11 protein-coding genes and 1 CRISPR repeat array are annotated in these 15,267 nt (G+C 31.7%); of the genes, 10 read left to right on the top strand and 1 reads right to left on the bottom strand.

Going from position 1 to position 15,267, the window contains the following annotated elements; genetic code table 11:
* The first annotated feature begins 151 nt into the window (after positions 1-151).
* The 8 genes from JG780_RS07480 to JG780_RS07445 all read left to right on the top strand — a co-directional run bounded on the left by JG780_RS07480 (position 152) and on the right by JG780_RS07445 (position 8,557).
* On the top strand, positions 152-1,366 hold the full coding sequence (locus tag JG780_RS07480; RefSeq protein ID WP_287569877.1) for an iron-containing alcohol dehydrogenase: 1,215 nt from the start codon (positions 152-154) through the stop codon (positions 1,364-1,366).
* A 111-nt stretch (positions 1,367-1,477) separates the two neighbouring features.
* Positions 1,478-1,927 (top strand): MarR family winged helix-turn-helix transcriptional regulator, encoded by a 450-nt coding sequence (locus JG780_RS07475; protein ID WP_004104073.1) that lies wholly within the window; start codon positions 1,478-1,480, stop codon positions 1,925-1,927.
* Positions 1,911-3,635, top strand: coding sequence for an ABC transporter ATP-binding protein (locus JG780_RS07470; protein WP_287569874.1), 1,725 nt, complete (start codon positions 1,911-1,913; stop codon positions 3,633-3,635). The genes JG780_RS07475 and JG780_RS07470 overlap by 17 nt, the downstream gene beginning before the upstream one ends.
* Positions 3,632-5,485, top strand: coding sequence for an ABC transporter ATP-binding protein (locus tag JG780_RS07465; protein ID WP_012579529.1), 1,854 nt, complete (start codon positions 3,632-3,634; stop codon positions 5,483-5,485). The genes JG780_RS07470 and JG780_RS07465 overlap by 4 nt, the downstream gene beginning before the upstream one ends.
* Positions 5,486-5,607: 122 nt before the next feature.
* On the top strand, positions 5,608-5,880 hold the full coding sequence (locus JG780_RS07460; protein WP_004104067.1) for a metal-sensing transcriptional repressor: 273 nt from the start codon (positions 5,608-5,610) through the stop codon (positions 5,878-5,880).
* Positions 5,881-5,892: 12 nt separating this feature from the next.
* On the top strand, positions 5,893-8,079 hold the full coding sequence (locus tag JG780_RS07455; protein ID WP_287569872.1) for a heavy metal translocating P-type ATPase: 2,187 nt from the start codon (positions 5,893-5,895) through the stop codon (positions 8,077-8,079).
* Positions 8,080-8,145: 66 nt separating this feature from the next.
* Positions 8,146-8,334 (top strand): SHOCT domain-containing protein, encoded by a 189-nt coding sequence (locus JG780_RS07450; protein ID WP_287569870.1) that lies wholly within the window; start codon positions 8,146-8,148, stop codon positions 8,332-8,334.
* A 16-nt stretch (positions 8,335-8,350) separates the two neighbouring features.
* Positions 8,351-8,557 carry a heavy-metal-associated domain-containing protein gene (locus tag JG780_RS07445; protein ID WP_004104061.1) on the top strand — a complete coding sequence of 69 codons (207 nt, stop codon included), beginning with the start codon at positions 8,351-8,353 and terminating at the stop codon, positions 8,555-8,557.
* A gap of 256 nt (positions 8,558-8,813) precedes the next feature.
* Positions 8,814-12,348: a CRISPR direct-repeat array (repeat unit 30 nt; unit sequence GTTTTCATTCCTCATAGGTAGATTCTAAAC).
* A 457-nt stretch (positions 12,349-12,805) separates the two neighbouring features.
* On the opposite strand, the gene JG780_RS07440 is transcribed toward JG780_RS07445, so the two are convergent.
* On the bottom strand, positions 12,806-13,582 hold the full coding sequence (locus JG780_RS07440; protein WP_287569869.1) for an FTR1 family iron permease: 777 nt from the start codon (positions 13,580-13,582) through the stop codon (positions 12,806-12,808).
* Positions 13,583-13,766: 184 nt separating this feature from the next.
* On the opposite strand from JG780_RS07440, the gene thiI reads away from it, so the two are divergent.
* Both thiI and JG780_RS07430 read left to right on the top strand, forming a co-directional pair.
* Complete coding sequence (thiI, locus tag JG780_RS07435) at positions 13,767-14,936, top strand: tRNA uracil 4-sulfurtransferase ThiI (RefSeq protein WP_287569866.1); 1,170 nt, start codon at positions 13,767-13,769, stop codon at positions 14,934-14,936.
* On the top strand, positions 14,933-15,267 hold a 335-nt coding region (locus tag JG780_RS07430), incomplete at its 3' end, for a lysophospholipid acyltransferase family protein (protein WP_287569864.1). The genes thiI and JG780_RS07430, both read left to right, overlap by 4 nt.

The following is a 15,267-nucleotide window of genomic DNA, read 5'->3' as shown; positions in this document are numbered from 1 at the left end:
TCTTCAGCAGAAAACTTCTTTCTCATATCTTTCACTCCCCTTCGTATATGATTATACTCTCTACTTTCTAACTGTCCAATCCTTCAGGGGAGCAGTATAGCCTTTTCTAAATGTTATAATAATTGTGAAAATATTCACAGGAGGTGAGATTATGTGGGAAAGCAAAATGGATATTTATAATGTTTTTGAATTAAGGTGTAAAACAACGTGTTATTTTGGTGTAGGTGCTATAAAAAAGATTTCTGATATTCTTGACAACTTAAAAGCACAAGGTATTGATAATGTGATTTTTGTCACAGATAAAATAGCATACAAAGTAACCGGCGCATGGGATGTGATTGAGCCAGAATTAAAGGCAAAGGGATTTAAATATGTAATTTACGAAGATGTTTCTCCAAATCCAACGACTGCACAGATTAATGAAGCAACAAAATTGGGATTACAAAATGGGGCTCAAGCAGTTATTGGAATTGGTGGAGGAAGTCCAATTGATACAGCAAAAAGTGTTGCTATTTTGCTTGAATATCCTGAAAAAACTGCTGAAGAGCTTTATGAAGGTTTATTTACTCCAGAAAAAGCAAAACCAATAATTGCAATAAATACAACACATGGAACAGGAACTGAAGTAGATAGATTTGCTGTTGCTTCAATTCTTGAAAAAGAGTACAAACCAGCAATTGCATACGATTGTATTTATCCACTTTATGCAATTGATGATCCACAATTAATGGTTACACTACCAAAGGGTCAAACTGTATTTACCTCAATAGATGCAGTAAACCATGTTACTGAGGCAGCAACAACTTTGGTAGCAAGCCCATACTCAGTTTTACTTGCAAAAGAAACAATAAGACTAATTACTAGATATCTTCCTCAAGCAGTGGCACATCCAGATGATCTAACAGCAAGATATTATCTTTTATACGCATCAGCAATAGCAGGCATATCATTTGATAATGGAATGTTGCACTTTACACATGCACTTGAGCATCCATTGAGCGCTGTAAAACCTGATTTAGCACATGGACTTGGTCTTGCAATGCTTCTTCCAGCAGTTGTTAAACATATATACATTGCAAAACCAGAAGTTTTAGCAGATATATATGAGCCAATTGTTCCTGGACTAAAGGGTGTTCCAGGAGAAGCGGAAAAAATTGCTGCTGGAATTGAAAAATGGTTGTTTAATTTGGGCGTAACTGAAAAATTGGAGGATATGGGCTTTACAGAGAATGATGTAGAAAAGTTAACAAAACTTGCCCTTGAAACTCCTTCCCTTGGTTTGTTACTAAGCATGGCACCTATAAAAGCAGATGAAAAGACAATTGCTTCCATATACAGAGATTCTTTAAAGCCTATTTCAAGATAATCTTTTAAGCTATTACATTTTAGTGCCGGTATTATCCGGCACTTTTTTATTGACAAAATAAATAGTTTGATATAAAATAGTTTTATGTAAAACTATTGGAGGTGGAAAGTGGTGGATAATTTTGAATTTTCTTCTACTTTTTTACTTTTTTCTGAGATAGAAAGATTAAAGTTTCAAATTTTAAAAAGTGAAATGGATAAATACAAGATTCATCCAGGTCAAATCCCGATATTTTTTATAGTTAGGAAAAATCCTGGAATTTCACAAAAAGATTTGGCAAAAAAAGTTATGCTTTCAACTTCTACAGTTGCAATTATGCTTAGAAGAATGGAAAAGGCCGGTTTTGTAAAAAGAATTCAGGATGAAAGTGACAGAAGATTTTACCACATTTATTTAACTGATAAAGCATTGAAAATAGTTGATAAAATTTTTAAGAGATTGAAGGAATTTGAAAGGCAAAGCTTTGAAAATTTTACAAATGAGGAGATGGAAGTTTTGGAAAAGTTACTTAAAAAGATACTCTTGAATTTGGAGGCGATGAAGGATGAAAGGTGTTGTTAAGTATCTTAAAAAGTATACGTTTTTGATAATTTTAGCAATTACTTTTGTCGTTATTCAGGCCATTTTAAATCTTTACTTGCCTGATTTAATGGGTGATATTGTTAACAAAGGTGTAAGTCGTGGTAATGTGGATTATATTTTAAGTGTTGGTTGGAAAATGCTTTTTGTAACTCTTTTAAATGTTGCCGCAGCAATTGTTTCAACTTATTTTGCTGCAAAGGTTGCTATGGGATTTGGAAAAGATTTAAGAAGTCATGTCTACAAAAAAGTTATGAATTTTTCACTGAACGAAGTTGATAAGTATGGAGTGGCAACACTTATTAACAGAAATACAAATGATATTACACAGATTCAAAATGTTATATTTATGATGCTTCGTGTGGTTGCATTGGCTCCTGTTATGGCTATTGGTGGAACAATAATGGCTATTTCAAAGAGTCCTAAATTGACTATGGTTTTGTTGGTATCTTTGCCGATTATGTTTGTTGTTATGTATTTTATAGTAAAGTACAGTATGCCTCTTTTTAAGTCTATGCAAAAAAAATTGGATAATTTAAACAGAGTTTTGAGAGAAAATTTAACTGGTGTTAGGGTTATAAGAGCATTTGCAAAAACAGAATATGAAAAAAAGAGATTTGAGGTTGCAAATGAAGATTTAACGAGTACAGCGTTGAAGGTAAATAGAATTTTTGCATTGGTTTTCCCACTAATTCTTTTAATAATGAATTTTACTATTATCTTTTTGATTTGGATTGGTGCAATTCAGATAGATAAAGGAACTCTTGAAGTTGGAACTATGATGGCTGTAATGCAATATATAATGCAGATTATGTTCTCATTTATAATGATTTCAGTTGTGTTTATATTCTTGCCAAGGGCCTCAGCCTCTGCTGAAAGGGTAGCCCAAGTTTTAAATGAAAAAGAAAGAATAAAAGATGTTAAATCTCCTAAGAAACTGGAAGGTATGGGAAAAGTAGAATTTAAAAATGTCACTTTTTATTATGAAGGTGGTAAAGAACCTGCTATAGAAAATGCTAATTTTGAGATTAATCCTGGAGAGGTTGTAGGAATTATTGGTAGTTCAGGTTCAGGAAAAAGTACGTTAGTAAAGCTTTTGATGAGGTTTTATGATGTAACAAGTGGTGAAATTTTAATTGATGGTGTTAATATAAAAGAGCTTTCTCAAAAAGATTTACGTGATATGATTTCATTTACTCCTTCAAGACCTGTTATATTTTCAGGTACTATAGAGGAAAATGTAAGGATTGGAAAAGAAGATGCAACTGAAGAAGAAATAGTTGAGGCTTTAAAGACCGCACAGGCTTGGGAATTTGTATCAAAGCTTCCTGAAGGTATTAAAACTCAAGTTTCTCAGGGTGGAACAAATCTTTCTGGAGGTCAAAAGCAAAGGCTGGCAATCGCTCGTGGAATTGTAGGGAAGAGAAAAATTTATATATTTGATGATAGTTTTTCGGCGCTTGACTTTAAAACCGATGCAAAGCTTAGAAAAGAACTTAGAGAAAAGTTAAAAGATGCAACTAAAATAATTGTATCTTTGAGAGTAGCAACTGTTATGAATGCAGATAAAATAATAGTGCTTGATAAAGGAAGGGTTGTTGGAATAGGAACGCACAAAAAGTTAATGAAATCATGTGAAGTGTATAGAGAAATAGTTTCTTCTCAGCTTTCAGAGGAGGAGATAGCATGAGCGAAAAAATTCAGAGACCTGCAAGAGGACATAGAGGAGGGCCAGGTGGACCAATTAGAGCAGCTGTTGAAAAACCAAAAGATTTTAAAAAGGCGTTGAAAAGATTAATGATCTATTTAAAACCTTACATGGTGCCAATAATTATCGTTTTAGCAATGGCGATTGCTGGTACTATATTTAGTATTATCGCGCCCAAAGTTCTTGGAAAAGCTACTACAAAGTTATTCCAAGGATACATGGCAAAAAGGATATTTCCTAAAGCAAAGATTGATCTTAATGGAATCCTGAAAATATTAATTAACGTTGGAATATTATATGGGCTTTTTGCATTATTCATGTATATCCAGCAGTATGTGATGGCCGGAGTATCGCAAAAAGTAGTTAAAAAGCTTAGAACAGATGTTATGGAAAAACTTTCAAAGCTTCCATTAAAATTTTATGATTCAAGAACACATGGGGAGATTTTAAGTAGAGTAACAAACGATGTTGATTTAATTAGTAACACTTTAAATCAGAGTTTAACTCAACTTATAACTTCAATTGTTACTATCGTTGGTGTAATTGTTATGATGCTTACTATAAGTCCTTTACTTACACTTGTTACAGTGGTTACTTTACCCATTAGCGTTGGATTTATAGTCTTTATTGTAAAGAAATCTCAGAAATACTTTAAAAACCAACAAGTCTATCTTGGAAATGTAAATGGTCATGTTGAAGAAATGTTTAGCGGACTTGTTGTTGTTAAAGCATACAACAAAGAAGAGGAGAGTATTAAAAAATTTGAAGAGTACAACCAAAAATTGTATGATGTTGCATGGAAGGCACAATTTGTTTCTGGTATTACTATGCCAGTTATGAGATTTGTTGGAAATTTAGGATATGTAATTGTTTCGGTTGTCGGAGGAATAATGGTAACTAAAAAGGCAATACAACTTGGTGATGTTCAAGCATTTATCCAGTATGCACAACAATTTAATCAACCAATTTCTCAGGTTGCAAATATAATGAATATGATTCAATCTACACTTGCAGCAGCAGAAAGGGTTTTTGAAATACTGGATGAAGAAGAGGAACTACCTGATCCAGAGGATGCAATTGAACTTGAAAAAGTTGATGGAAACGTAAAATTTGAGCATGTATATTTTAGCTATAGAGAAGATAAAAAACTTATTGAAGATCTAAATATTGACGTTAAGAGTGGACAAACTGTTGCAATAGTTGGACCTACGGGTGCAGGAAAAACAACTCTTGTAAACTTGTTGATGAGATTTTATGAAATTCAAGGTGGAAGGATCACAGTTGATGGTATTGATATTAGAAAGATAAAAAGAGATAACCTTAGAAGAACATTTGGTATGGTGCTTCAGGATACGTGGTTGTTTAATGGAACAATAAGGGAGAATATTGCGTATGGAAAGGAAGGGGCTACTGAAGAAGAAATAATAAATGCGGCAAAACTTGCACATGCTCACCACTTTATTATGGCGCTACCTGGTGGATATGATGCAGTTATAAATGAAGATGCAAATAATATTTCTCAAGGTGAAAAACAATTGATAACTATTGCAAGAGCTTTTATCGCAGACCCAGAAATATTGATTTTAGATGAGGCAACAAGTAATGTTGATACTTTAACTGAAAAATTAATTCAAAAAGCTATGAAAAGATTAATGCACAGTAGGACAAATTTTGTAATTGCGCACAGACTTTCAACAATTAGAGATGCAGATATTATATTGGTAATGAATGAAGGTCAGATAATAGAAAAAGGGACACATGATGAATTGATGAAGAAAAATGGATTCTATGCAGAACTTTACAAGAGCCAATTTTTAGGAGCATACGTTTAATATTTAATTTTCTTACATTTTTAAGTGCCCTGAAAGAAACTTTCAGGGCATTTTTTATTTGCTAATTTGAAGTTGGTATGTTATAATTATTCTAGACCGTACGGTAGTGGGGAGGGTATAGTATGAAACATAAAGATGCGTTAAGAACGTTAAAAAATGCAAGAGGGCAAATTGATGCGATAATAAAGATGATTGAAGAAAACAGATATTGCATTGATATTTCAAAGCAAATTCTTGCTGCAATTTCGCTATTAAAGAAAGCAAATGTTCAAGTGTTGAATTCACATCTTGAAACTTGTGTTAAAAGTGCAGCTTTTTCAGATGATCCACAGGAAGTTGAGCAAAAAATAAAGGAATTAGAGGATGTTATATCTTATCTAAATAAAATTGTGTAAGGTGGTGATAAAATGCCTGAAAAAAAGATAACTTTTTCAGTTACTGGTATGACTTGTGCAAATTGTGCTCGAACAGTTGAGAAGGTACTTTCAAAAGATGAAAATATAAAATTTGCATCAGTTAACTTGGCAACAAATACAGCATTTGTTGTCGGAGATGAAAGTATTGATCTTGAAAAAGTGAAGAAGTTGGTTGAGAGTGTAGGATATGGAGTGTCAACTGAAAAGCCACAACAAATTGAAGAAAAAAGATTTAGACAAATAAAAAGAAGTTTGATAATGGCTTTAGCTGTTACTATTCCTATATCAATTTTGATGATAATTAATATGTTCTTTGTAAAGGTTCCGTATTTTGTGTTACTTGAAGTAATTGGTGGTGCATTTGTAACATTTGTTGCAGGGAAAAACACTATAAAAGGTGCGTGGATTGCACTTACCCACAAGCATACTAATATGGATACACTAATATTTTTTGGAGCATTAACCTCGTGGCTTACTTCAGTTTTAGCGCTTTTTGGTTTTGAACTTGCTTCTTTTGGTGCTATTGGTACAATGATAATTTCTTTCCATCTTTTAGGAAGGTTTATAGAGTCTTATCTTAGAGATAGAGCAACAAAAGAAATAAAGAAATTACTTAGTCTTCAAGCTAGAGAAGCAAGGGTTGTTATAAATGGTGAAGAATTATTTTTACCAATTGAGGCAGTAAAAGAAAATATGCTAGTTATTGTAAAACCTGGTGAGAGAATACCAGTCGATGGCATAGTTATTGAAGGTGCATCAGGTGTTGATGAGTCAGTAGTTACTGGAGAATCAATGCCAGTTGAGAAAAAAGAAAACGATGAAGTAGTCGGAGGGGCTCTCAATTTGACTGGGATTTTAAAGATTAAAGTTACTAAGACGGGTGAAGATACTTTTCTCTCTAAAATGATCCAGTTAATTCAGGAAGCTCAAGGTGCTAAAGTTCCTATTCAAGCACTGGCAGATAGAATAACAAATTGGTTTGTTCCTACAATTATTACTCTTGCCGTTATAAGTGGTATTTTCTGGTATTTTGGGTTTGATAAATTTTATCCACTACTTGAAAGCGCTAGAAAAATATTTCCTTGGATATTAAGTACAAATGATCCTCTTTCATTTGCTATATTTGCATTTGTTGCAACGGTTGTAATTGCCTGCCCTTGTGCCCTTGGTCTTGCAACACCTATGGCTTTAATAACAGGAACTTCACTTGCAGCAAAAAAAGGTCTTTTGATAAGAAATGCCGAGGCAATACAGACTATGAAAGATGTAAAAGTTGTATTAATGGATAAAACTGGAACTATTACTCAAGGTAATCCCGCTGTTGTTGATACAAATTTAGATGAAGAAGTTAAAAAAATAGTTGCATCAATTGAAAAAAATTCAAATCATCCACTTGCAAAAGCGATATCAAAGATTTCAGAAAAATATTTAGAAATCAAAGATATAAAAGAAATAAGTGGAAAAGGAGTTATTGCAAAGTATGATGGAAAAGAATATTTTGTTGGAAAGCCTGAAGATTATTCAAGGTATGAAACTCTTTTAAAAGAAGGTTATACTGTTGTTGAAGTAAGACAGGATTCAGAGATTGTTGGTTATATTGCAATAGAGGATCCAATAAGGCAGGATTCAAAAATTGCAATTGAAAATTTAAAGAGCATGAATGTAATTCCAGTTATGGTGACAGGTGATAATGAAAAGACTGCAAAAATAGTAGCAGAAAAGGTAGGTATTGAAAAAGTTCATTCTCAAGTAAAACCAGATGAAAAACTTGAGATAGTAAGAAAATACCAAGTAGAAGGTAATAAAGTTTTAATGGTTGGAGATGGAATGAACGATGCAGCGGCTTTAAAAGGTGCAGATGTAGGAATTGCTATAGGTAGTGGGACGGATCTTGCAATAGATAATGCAGATATTATTATAACTAAAGAGGGCATTTCAAAGATAGTTGATGCAATTTATATTTCAAACTTGACTTTTAAAGTTATAAAGCAAAATCTTTTCTGGGCATTTTTCTACAATATTATAGCTATTCCAATGGCAATGCTTGGACTTCTTCATCCAGCAATTGCAGAAGCTGCTATGGCCTTTAGCTCTATTACAGTAATATTGAATTCTTCAAAAATTAATGAAAGAAGATATGCAAAAGTATTTTCTAGTAAGAAGTCTTGTTGCATCTAGGAGGTGATTAGAATGTGTTACTTATGGAACCCATTTTGGAGATTTTATCCGGGAGGAGGTTTTATTATGATGTTCTTTGGACTGATTCTTTTAGCTGTAATACTATATTTTTTATTTAAAACTTTTAAACCATCTTTTAAAGGTGAGTTTGAGGATTCAGCTTTAAAAATATTAAATGAAAAACTTGCAAAAGGTGAAATAACAGAAGAAGAGTACAAAAGAAAGAAAGAATTAATAATAAAAGGAAGATTTTAAAAAAGGAGGGATTTTTATGGGTAAATTTATTTTGAAAGTACCAGATATGTCTTGTAAACATTGTGTTATGAGAATAACAAAAGCATTAGAAGAGCTAGGTGAAAAAAACTTTGAAGTTAAATTAGAAAGTAAAACTGTTGAAATTGAAACCGAAAACCTAGAAAATGTAAAAGCAAAATTATCTGAAATTGATTATCCAGTTGAAAGCGTTGAAAGTTTATAGCTATGTAAATATAAATTATTAAAAAACAAAAAGAATGCTCCATTCTTGTCATATGCAAGAATGGAGCATTTATTTTAATAAGAAATTTTTAATGAAACTTTTCAGTGAGAATCAATACAGGAATTTCAATAAATAGATTTTAAAAGAAAGAAGTGAAAAAGTGTTAAAAAATTGGACTAGGAGTTTTTATTCCTAATGAGGTTAGAGTTTTGACAGAAATAAAGGCGGTTATTAAAACTTACAGTGACACATGGAAGTTTTCATTCCTAATAGGTAGATTCTAAACCGACCTTTTAGAGTGCGTCGTACTTGCAGATGACCCATTGGTTTTCATTCCTCATAGGTAGATTCTAAACAATTTTATTGGAAATCGAACCGTCGGGAAATATTGCAAGAGTCGGTTTTTCATTCCTCATAGGTAGATTCTAAACACTTGAACTTGAAATTGAAGTTGAAAAAATTGAAAACGAGTTTTCATTCCTCATAGGTAGATTCTAAACATTAAAAAGCGCACAATTAAGCACAACACAAATCAGCTGTTTTCATTCCTCATAGGTAGATTCTAAACGTTTATTTTGACTGTGAAGATATTGTAAAGCTTATAAACCAAGTTTTCATTCCTCATAGGTAGATTCTAAACTTACTGCTTTGGTTGTAAAAAAAGTGGAAGTCTAAGAAGCGTTTTCATTCCTCATAGGTAGATTCTAAACGAAGTGGTTCTAAAAAGAGACGAAACAAAATTTATTTTTAATTGTTTTCATTCCTCATAGGTAGATTCTAAACAAACTATACATGGCAGAAATCGAAGCACAATCAGACGAAGCAATAAGTTTTCATTCCTCATAGGTAGATTCTAAACCAAATGATAGCTAAAGCGGATAAACCGTTTTTATTTGTTCAAGTTTTCATTCCTCATAGGTAGATTCTAAACGGTAATAAGTTTCACGACATAAAACAGCACAATGAAATAAGTTTTCATTCCTCATAGGTAGATTCTAAACGAATAGGTAGGTGGCGAAAGTAGGGCGCCTGAGGAGGAATTCCTGTTTTCATTCCTCATAGGTAGATTCTAAACTGTTAACATTAAATTTTGAAAAATATATAATTAAAGAATTAATAGTTTTCATTCCTCATAGGTAGATTCTAAACTACATCAGAAAATTCATTCAAGATTACAACTCAGACTCAGAATCGTTTTCATTCCTCATAGGTAGATTCTAAACCTGGGGTGTTTTTGAATGTAAGGAGTACGAATTGAAGGGAGAAACGTTTTCATTCCTCATAGGTAGATTCTAAACCAAAGCAACAAACCTAACGCGAATATTAATAAAGAACAAGCTCCGTTTTCATTCCTCATAGGTAGATTCTAAACATTTTAATAGGTAAAGAAAAACATAAAGTGCGATACGCATAGTTTTCATTCCTCATAGGTAGATTCTAAACAGGTGTTAGAAGAAGAGGTTCTTCGCGGGCCTCGAAAAGCATACGTTTTCATTCCTCATAGGTAGATTCTAAACCTGAATAGGGCTCCTGAGAGGATTCCTCTGGGGGATGAGTTTTCATTCCTCATAGGTAGATTCTAAACGTGAAAATATGAGTTGAGAATATAATATTCAATATGATTAGTTTTCATTCCTCATAGGTAGATTCTAAACATTTGTTATAAGAGGTACGGAACTTTGGGGGGTTTACGAATAGTTTTCATTCCTCATAGGTAGATTCTAAACATTCCATGATAAAACCTCCTTTTTTAAATTATTTAATTTTTAAGTTTTCATTCCTCATAGGTAGATTCTAAACTGAAATTTTACGTAAGGATGGAACAAAAAATCAGAAAAATTTGTTTTCATTCCTCATAGGTAGATTCTAAACAGATTTAATAAAAAAATTCGAAAGGCCTCTGAAACCAGGTTTTCATTCCTCATAGGTAGATTCTAAACCGGAACCGAGTCTGTTACTTACAGGGCCGAAACAGACTTGTTTTCATTCCTCATAGGTAGATTCTAAACTTTAAATTGGTGTGATTGGATTTTTAAAGACGATGTAATAACGTTTTCATTCCTCATAGGTAGATTCTAAACTTTTCGAAGAACAGCACCGTATTGAGATGGAATGTAGTAGGTTGTTTTCATTCCTCATAGGTAGATTCTAAACAAAGAGTTTAGTGTGATTTTCGAAGAACAGCACCGTATTGAGGTTGTTTTCATTCCTCATAGGTAGATTCTAAACAAGAACTATATGGATTGAAAATAGAAAACAACAAACTTTTTGTTTTCATTCCTCATAGGTAGATTCTAAACCCCTATAACAGGTTTGATGAACATTGAAAATTTAATTAGTTTTCATTCCTCATAGGTAGATTCTAAACTTTTTCTACGTCTGGTTGCCAGATCAAAACATCAAAAAAAGTTTTCATTCCTCATAGGTAGATTCTAAACCATAGAAAAATTTTTAAAAGTATTTTTTGAAGGTCTCGAATGGTTTTCATTCCTCATAGGTAGATTCTAAACATATAACGAAGCATTTGGACCACAAATAAACGCAAAAATGTTTTCATTCCTCATAGGTAGATTCTAAACAATGTAAAAAAAACGAAATTTGAATTCGATGAGGAAATTGAGTTTTCATTCCTCATAGGTAGATTCTAAACGAGACAGAAGAACTATATGGTCTATGCATTAAAAATAAGTTTTCATTCCTCATAGGTAGATTCTAAACACTATGGCAAAACTACAAAAATTTGTTGTTTTGAGAGGAAGTAGTTTTCATTCCTCATAGGTAGATTCTAAACACAAAAAATAAAAACAATTGTCTTCAAAGACCTTGTATTTATCAAGTTTTCATTCCTCATAGGTAGATTCTAAACTAGATAACAAACAAATTAAAAAAGTGATGCAAATTATAACAAAGTTTTCATTCCTCATAGGTAGATTCTAAACTACCAAATTCTGTGATTGGAAAATCACAGAATATTTTAGTTTTCATTCCTCATAGGTAGATTCTAAACATGGATTATAAAAAAGGAAATAAACAGTATAAATGTCAATGGTAGTTTTCATTCCTCATAGGTAGATTCTAAACAAATTTTGACCATATCTTTGAGGTAGAAGAACCAGAAAAAGGTTTTCATTCCTCATAGGTAGATTCTAAACTCGAAATTTACGACGGAAGTACATCGTCCCCACTATTAATTTCGTTTTCATTCCTCATAGGTAGATTCTAAACAGATTTATTCTGAAGTCGCCGACCTTTATTGTTTTTCTTGACATAGTTTTCATTCCTCATAGGTAGATTCTAAACGGTCGATGTTTTTATTATAATTTTAAAAAACGGGGAGATTATTGTTTTCATTCCTCATAGGTAGATTCTAAACGGAAAAAGAATCTCCACCAATAATTTTGGTTGGTGGGAAGTTTTCATTCCTCATAGGTAGATTCTAAACGAAAATCTAGATATAGCAATTAAAGAAATCCTAGGACGGTTTTCATTCCTCATAGGTAGATTCTAAACATTGATTTTCCTTTGAAAAATGCAACCCTCGCAATGACAGAAGTTTTCATTCCTCATAGGTAGATTCTAAACACGAATCTCCCCGCGGAAATCTTGGAGAAAACAAGATTCTATTGTTTTCATTCCTCATAGGTAGATTCTAAACTCAATATTATATTCTTCGGGAACAATCTTGAATGGATTGAGTTTTCATTCCTCATAGGTAGATTCTAAACTTTTATACAAAAGTTTTTTGGTGGAGATCGCAAAAAGTTTTCATTCCTCATAGGTAGATTCTAAACCTATAACTATTCTCATAAATAAATATAACAAGAAAAAGTAACAAAACCTTTGAGTGGAAGTAAACGGTAAGTTAAATATAGAATTTATGAGCTTTTATTTAATTTTATCTTCGAAAACATCCCCTAAAAATTTGTCTAATTTTAATCTGTTAACATAAAAGTTACAAATATAAAAACAGGAAACTAGTAAAAAAAGAGTTTTTCCAAAATTGGTTACAAAAGTATTAAGACGACATTCTAAACAAAATAAAGCAACGTAAATTTTTGTTATTAATATTTGATTATATTTTAGTTACAGTTAATGATTTAAAATTTCCTATAGAAAATGTGCGTTGATTGAGTAAATTATGGATTTATTTGTGATGTATTATATTTAATAAATGGCTTTGGTGTTTGCCAAAGCCATTATACTTTAAGAATATTATTTAAGAATATTAATTATTCTAGTCGATTAGTATTATTTTTTTATTTCTTTTTTTCTAAAAGCAAAAAACATAGAAGGTATAAGGTAAGTCCAGTATGCAATAAATTCAATTAGTGATGGGTTTCCGTTGTATCCAAAGAGTGTTTTTAAAAATCCTCCAAATGTACCTTTTTCATTTATAAATGAATTAATATCATAGATATGCTCAATAATTATTGGGAACCATCCTGCTTCTTGAAGTTCGTGTATACCATAGGCAATTAATCCTGCAGCAAATAAAATTAAAAGTATATTCGTAACTGTAAAGAAAATTGAAATATTTACTTTTAGTATACCAATATAGAGAAGATATCCAAGTACTAAAGCTACTACTATTCCTAATATTGCATAAAAGATGGATGCATCACCAGGTATTGCAGATAGAAAAATAACAGTTTCAAAACCTTCTCTAAGGATGTTTACAGTAACAAGTAGTATTAAAGTTATTCCAAAATTTTTGTTTAATGAACTATTAAGCTTATTTTGGATCTCTTTACCAAAATTTTTATTTTTATGAAGCCACAAGATTAGTGTAGTTATAAGAAAAGCGCCGATTAAGGAAAAGATACCTTCGAATGCTTCAGCAAAGTGTTCCTCAAGTGCACCTAATATCATACCAAATATGATACTTGAAACAATTCCGAGCGTGATACCTAAATATACATGTTTTTTGTAGCTGGGGAGTTTGTTCTTGTTTAAAAATGCAAAAATAATACTGACTATAAGTGCCGCTTCAAGCGCTTCTCTAAAAGTGATTATAAAACTTGCCATAAATGCACCTCCGTTTTTTTTATTGAGAATGATTATCATTTTCAATAATAGTATATTATTTTTAATTAGTTTTGTCAATGTTGATTAGTTTTATCAATGTTAATTAGTTTTACCCAAGTTAATAAAAAATATAACTCTTTTAATATTTGTGGTAAAATATTATCTGTGAGAAAGGAGGAAAAAGATGGAACCAGTTGTTGTAGTAAGGTATTCAGAAATTGGACTGAAGGGTAAAAATAGGGGCTATTTTGAGAAAAAATTAATAGATAATATTAGAAAGATTGCAAGACCGCCTGAAATAAATAAAAGGTATGGAAGGATAATTATAAGACTTAAAGACATGGATTTTGATGAAATTAAAGAAAGGTTGAAGTATGTATTTGGGATCCAAAATTTTAGCTTTGCCTACGCAGTTTCTCATGATTTAGATAAAATTAAAGAAGTTGTTTTAAAGCTTTTGAAATTAAAATTAAAGAATGAAAAAACTTTTAAAGTACAAACTAAGAGATCATATAAACAATTTCCTATGAACTCTCAAGAACTTAGTGCACACATTGGTGCCTTTGTTTTGGAAAATTTTAAAGAATTATCAGTTGATGTTCACAATCCAGATATAATTGTAGGTATCGAAGTTAAAGAAAAAGAAGTATTTGTTTTTGTTGGAAAAGAACAGATGTATGGTGGCTTTCCAGTTGGAAGTTCTGGAAAAGGTATTTTACTTTTAAGTGGAGGAATTGATAGCCCAGTAGCCGGTTGGTACATGATGAAAAGAGGAATTTTAATTGAAACTTTAAGCTTTTTGAGTCCGCCATTTACTAGCGAAAAGTCAAAGAATAAGATTCTAGAATTGTCGAATATTTTGTCCAAATACGTTCCAGACACTTTAAAAACTTGGATTGTCCCATTTACCCCTATTCAGCAATATATAAAAACAAATGCACCAGATAGATATTCGCTTATAATACAAAGGCGTAGTATGATGAGGATAGCAAATAAACTAGCAAAAAAGATTAAAGCAAAAGCAATTATAACAGGTGAAAATGTAGGTCAGGTTGCAAGTCAAACTCTAGAAAACTTACATACTATTGAGTCGGCTTCTAATTTACCGGTTCTGAGACCTTTAATTGGTTTTGAAAAAATTGATATCGTAGAAAAAGCAAAAGAAATAGGAAGCTATGAAATTTCCATACAACCGTATCTTGATAGCTGTGTTGTTTTTGCTCCTAAAAATCCAGCAACAAAATCTTCTATAAAAGAAATAGAAGAGATAGAAAGCAAATTAACTGAGCTTTCAAATTTAGAAGAAAAAGCATTTGAAAATATTGAAAAGCATGTTATAGGGAGGAAGCTATGAGAAAAATAGGAAGCTTCTTTTATACTTTATATTTCCTTATAGGTGCAGTAATATATATTGTTTTTTACGGTGCGATTGTATTGTTTATTGGTTTTTTAATAGGCTTATTTAATAAAAACTTATCAAGACGTTTTGTCGTTGGTCAAATTGAAACTTTTGGAAGAATGGCTTTTAAACTGTTAGGAATTAAGGTACACGTGTATGGAAAAAAACCTGAGATAGGAGAAAATTATTTGGTTGTAGCCAATCATCAAAGTGCACTTGACATTCCACTCATTATAGGTTATGTGGCCCCTGTTGCGTTTATTGCAAAAAAAGAACTTGGAAAGGT

The sequence above is a fragment of the Thermosipho sp. (in: thermotogales) genome, assembly GCF_020054775.1.
In the GTDB taxonomy this organism is placed as follows: domain Bacteria; phylum Thermotogota; class Thermotogae; order Thermotogales; family Fervidobacteriaceae; genus Thermosipho; species Thermosipho africanus.
This window is presented reverse-complemented; position numbering and strand designations above follow the sequence as displayed.

Coding starts and splice junctions, on each gene's coding strand:
- JG780_RS07455 (WP_287569872.1), top strand. CDS start 5,893: ATGCCTGAAAAAAAGATAACTTTTTCAGTTACTGGTATGACTTGTGCA.
- JG780_RS07445 (WP_004104061.1), top strand. CDS start 8,351: ATGGGTAAATTTATTTTGAAAGTACCAGATATGTCTTGTAAACATTGT.
- JG780_RS07460 (WP_004104067.1), top strand. CDS start 5,608: ATGAAACATAAAGATGCGTTAAGAACGTTAAAAAATGCAAGAGGGCAA.
- JG780_RS07465 (WP_012579529.1), top strand. CDS start 3,632: ATGAGCGAAAAAATTCAGAGACCTGCAAGAGGACATAGAGGAGGGCCA.
- JG780_RS07470 (WP_287569874.1), top strand. CDS start 1,911: ATGAAAGGTGTTGTTAAGTATCTTAAAAAGTATACGTTTTTGATAATT.
- JG780_RS07480 (WP_287569877.1), top strand. CDS start 152: ATGTGGGAAAGCAAAATGGATATTTATAATGTTTTTGAATTAAGGTGT.
- thiI (WP_287569866.1), top strand. CDS start 13,767: ATGGAACCAGTTGTTGTAGTAAGGTATTCAGAAATTGGACTGAAGGGT.
- JG780_RS07450 (WP_287569870.1), top strand. CDS start 8,146: ATGATGTTCTTTGGACTGATTCTTTTAGCTGTAATACTATATTTTTTA.
- JG780_RS07440 (WP_287569869.1), bottom strand. CDS start 13,582: ATGGCAAGTTTTATAATCACTTTTAGAGAAGCGCTTGAAGCGGCACTT.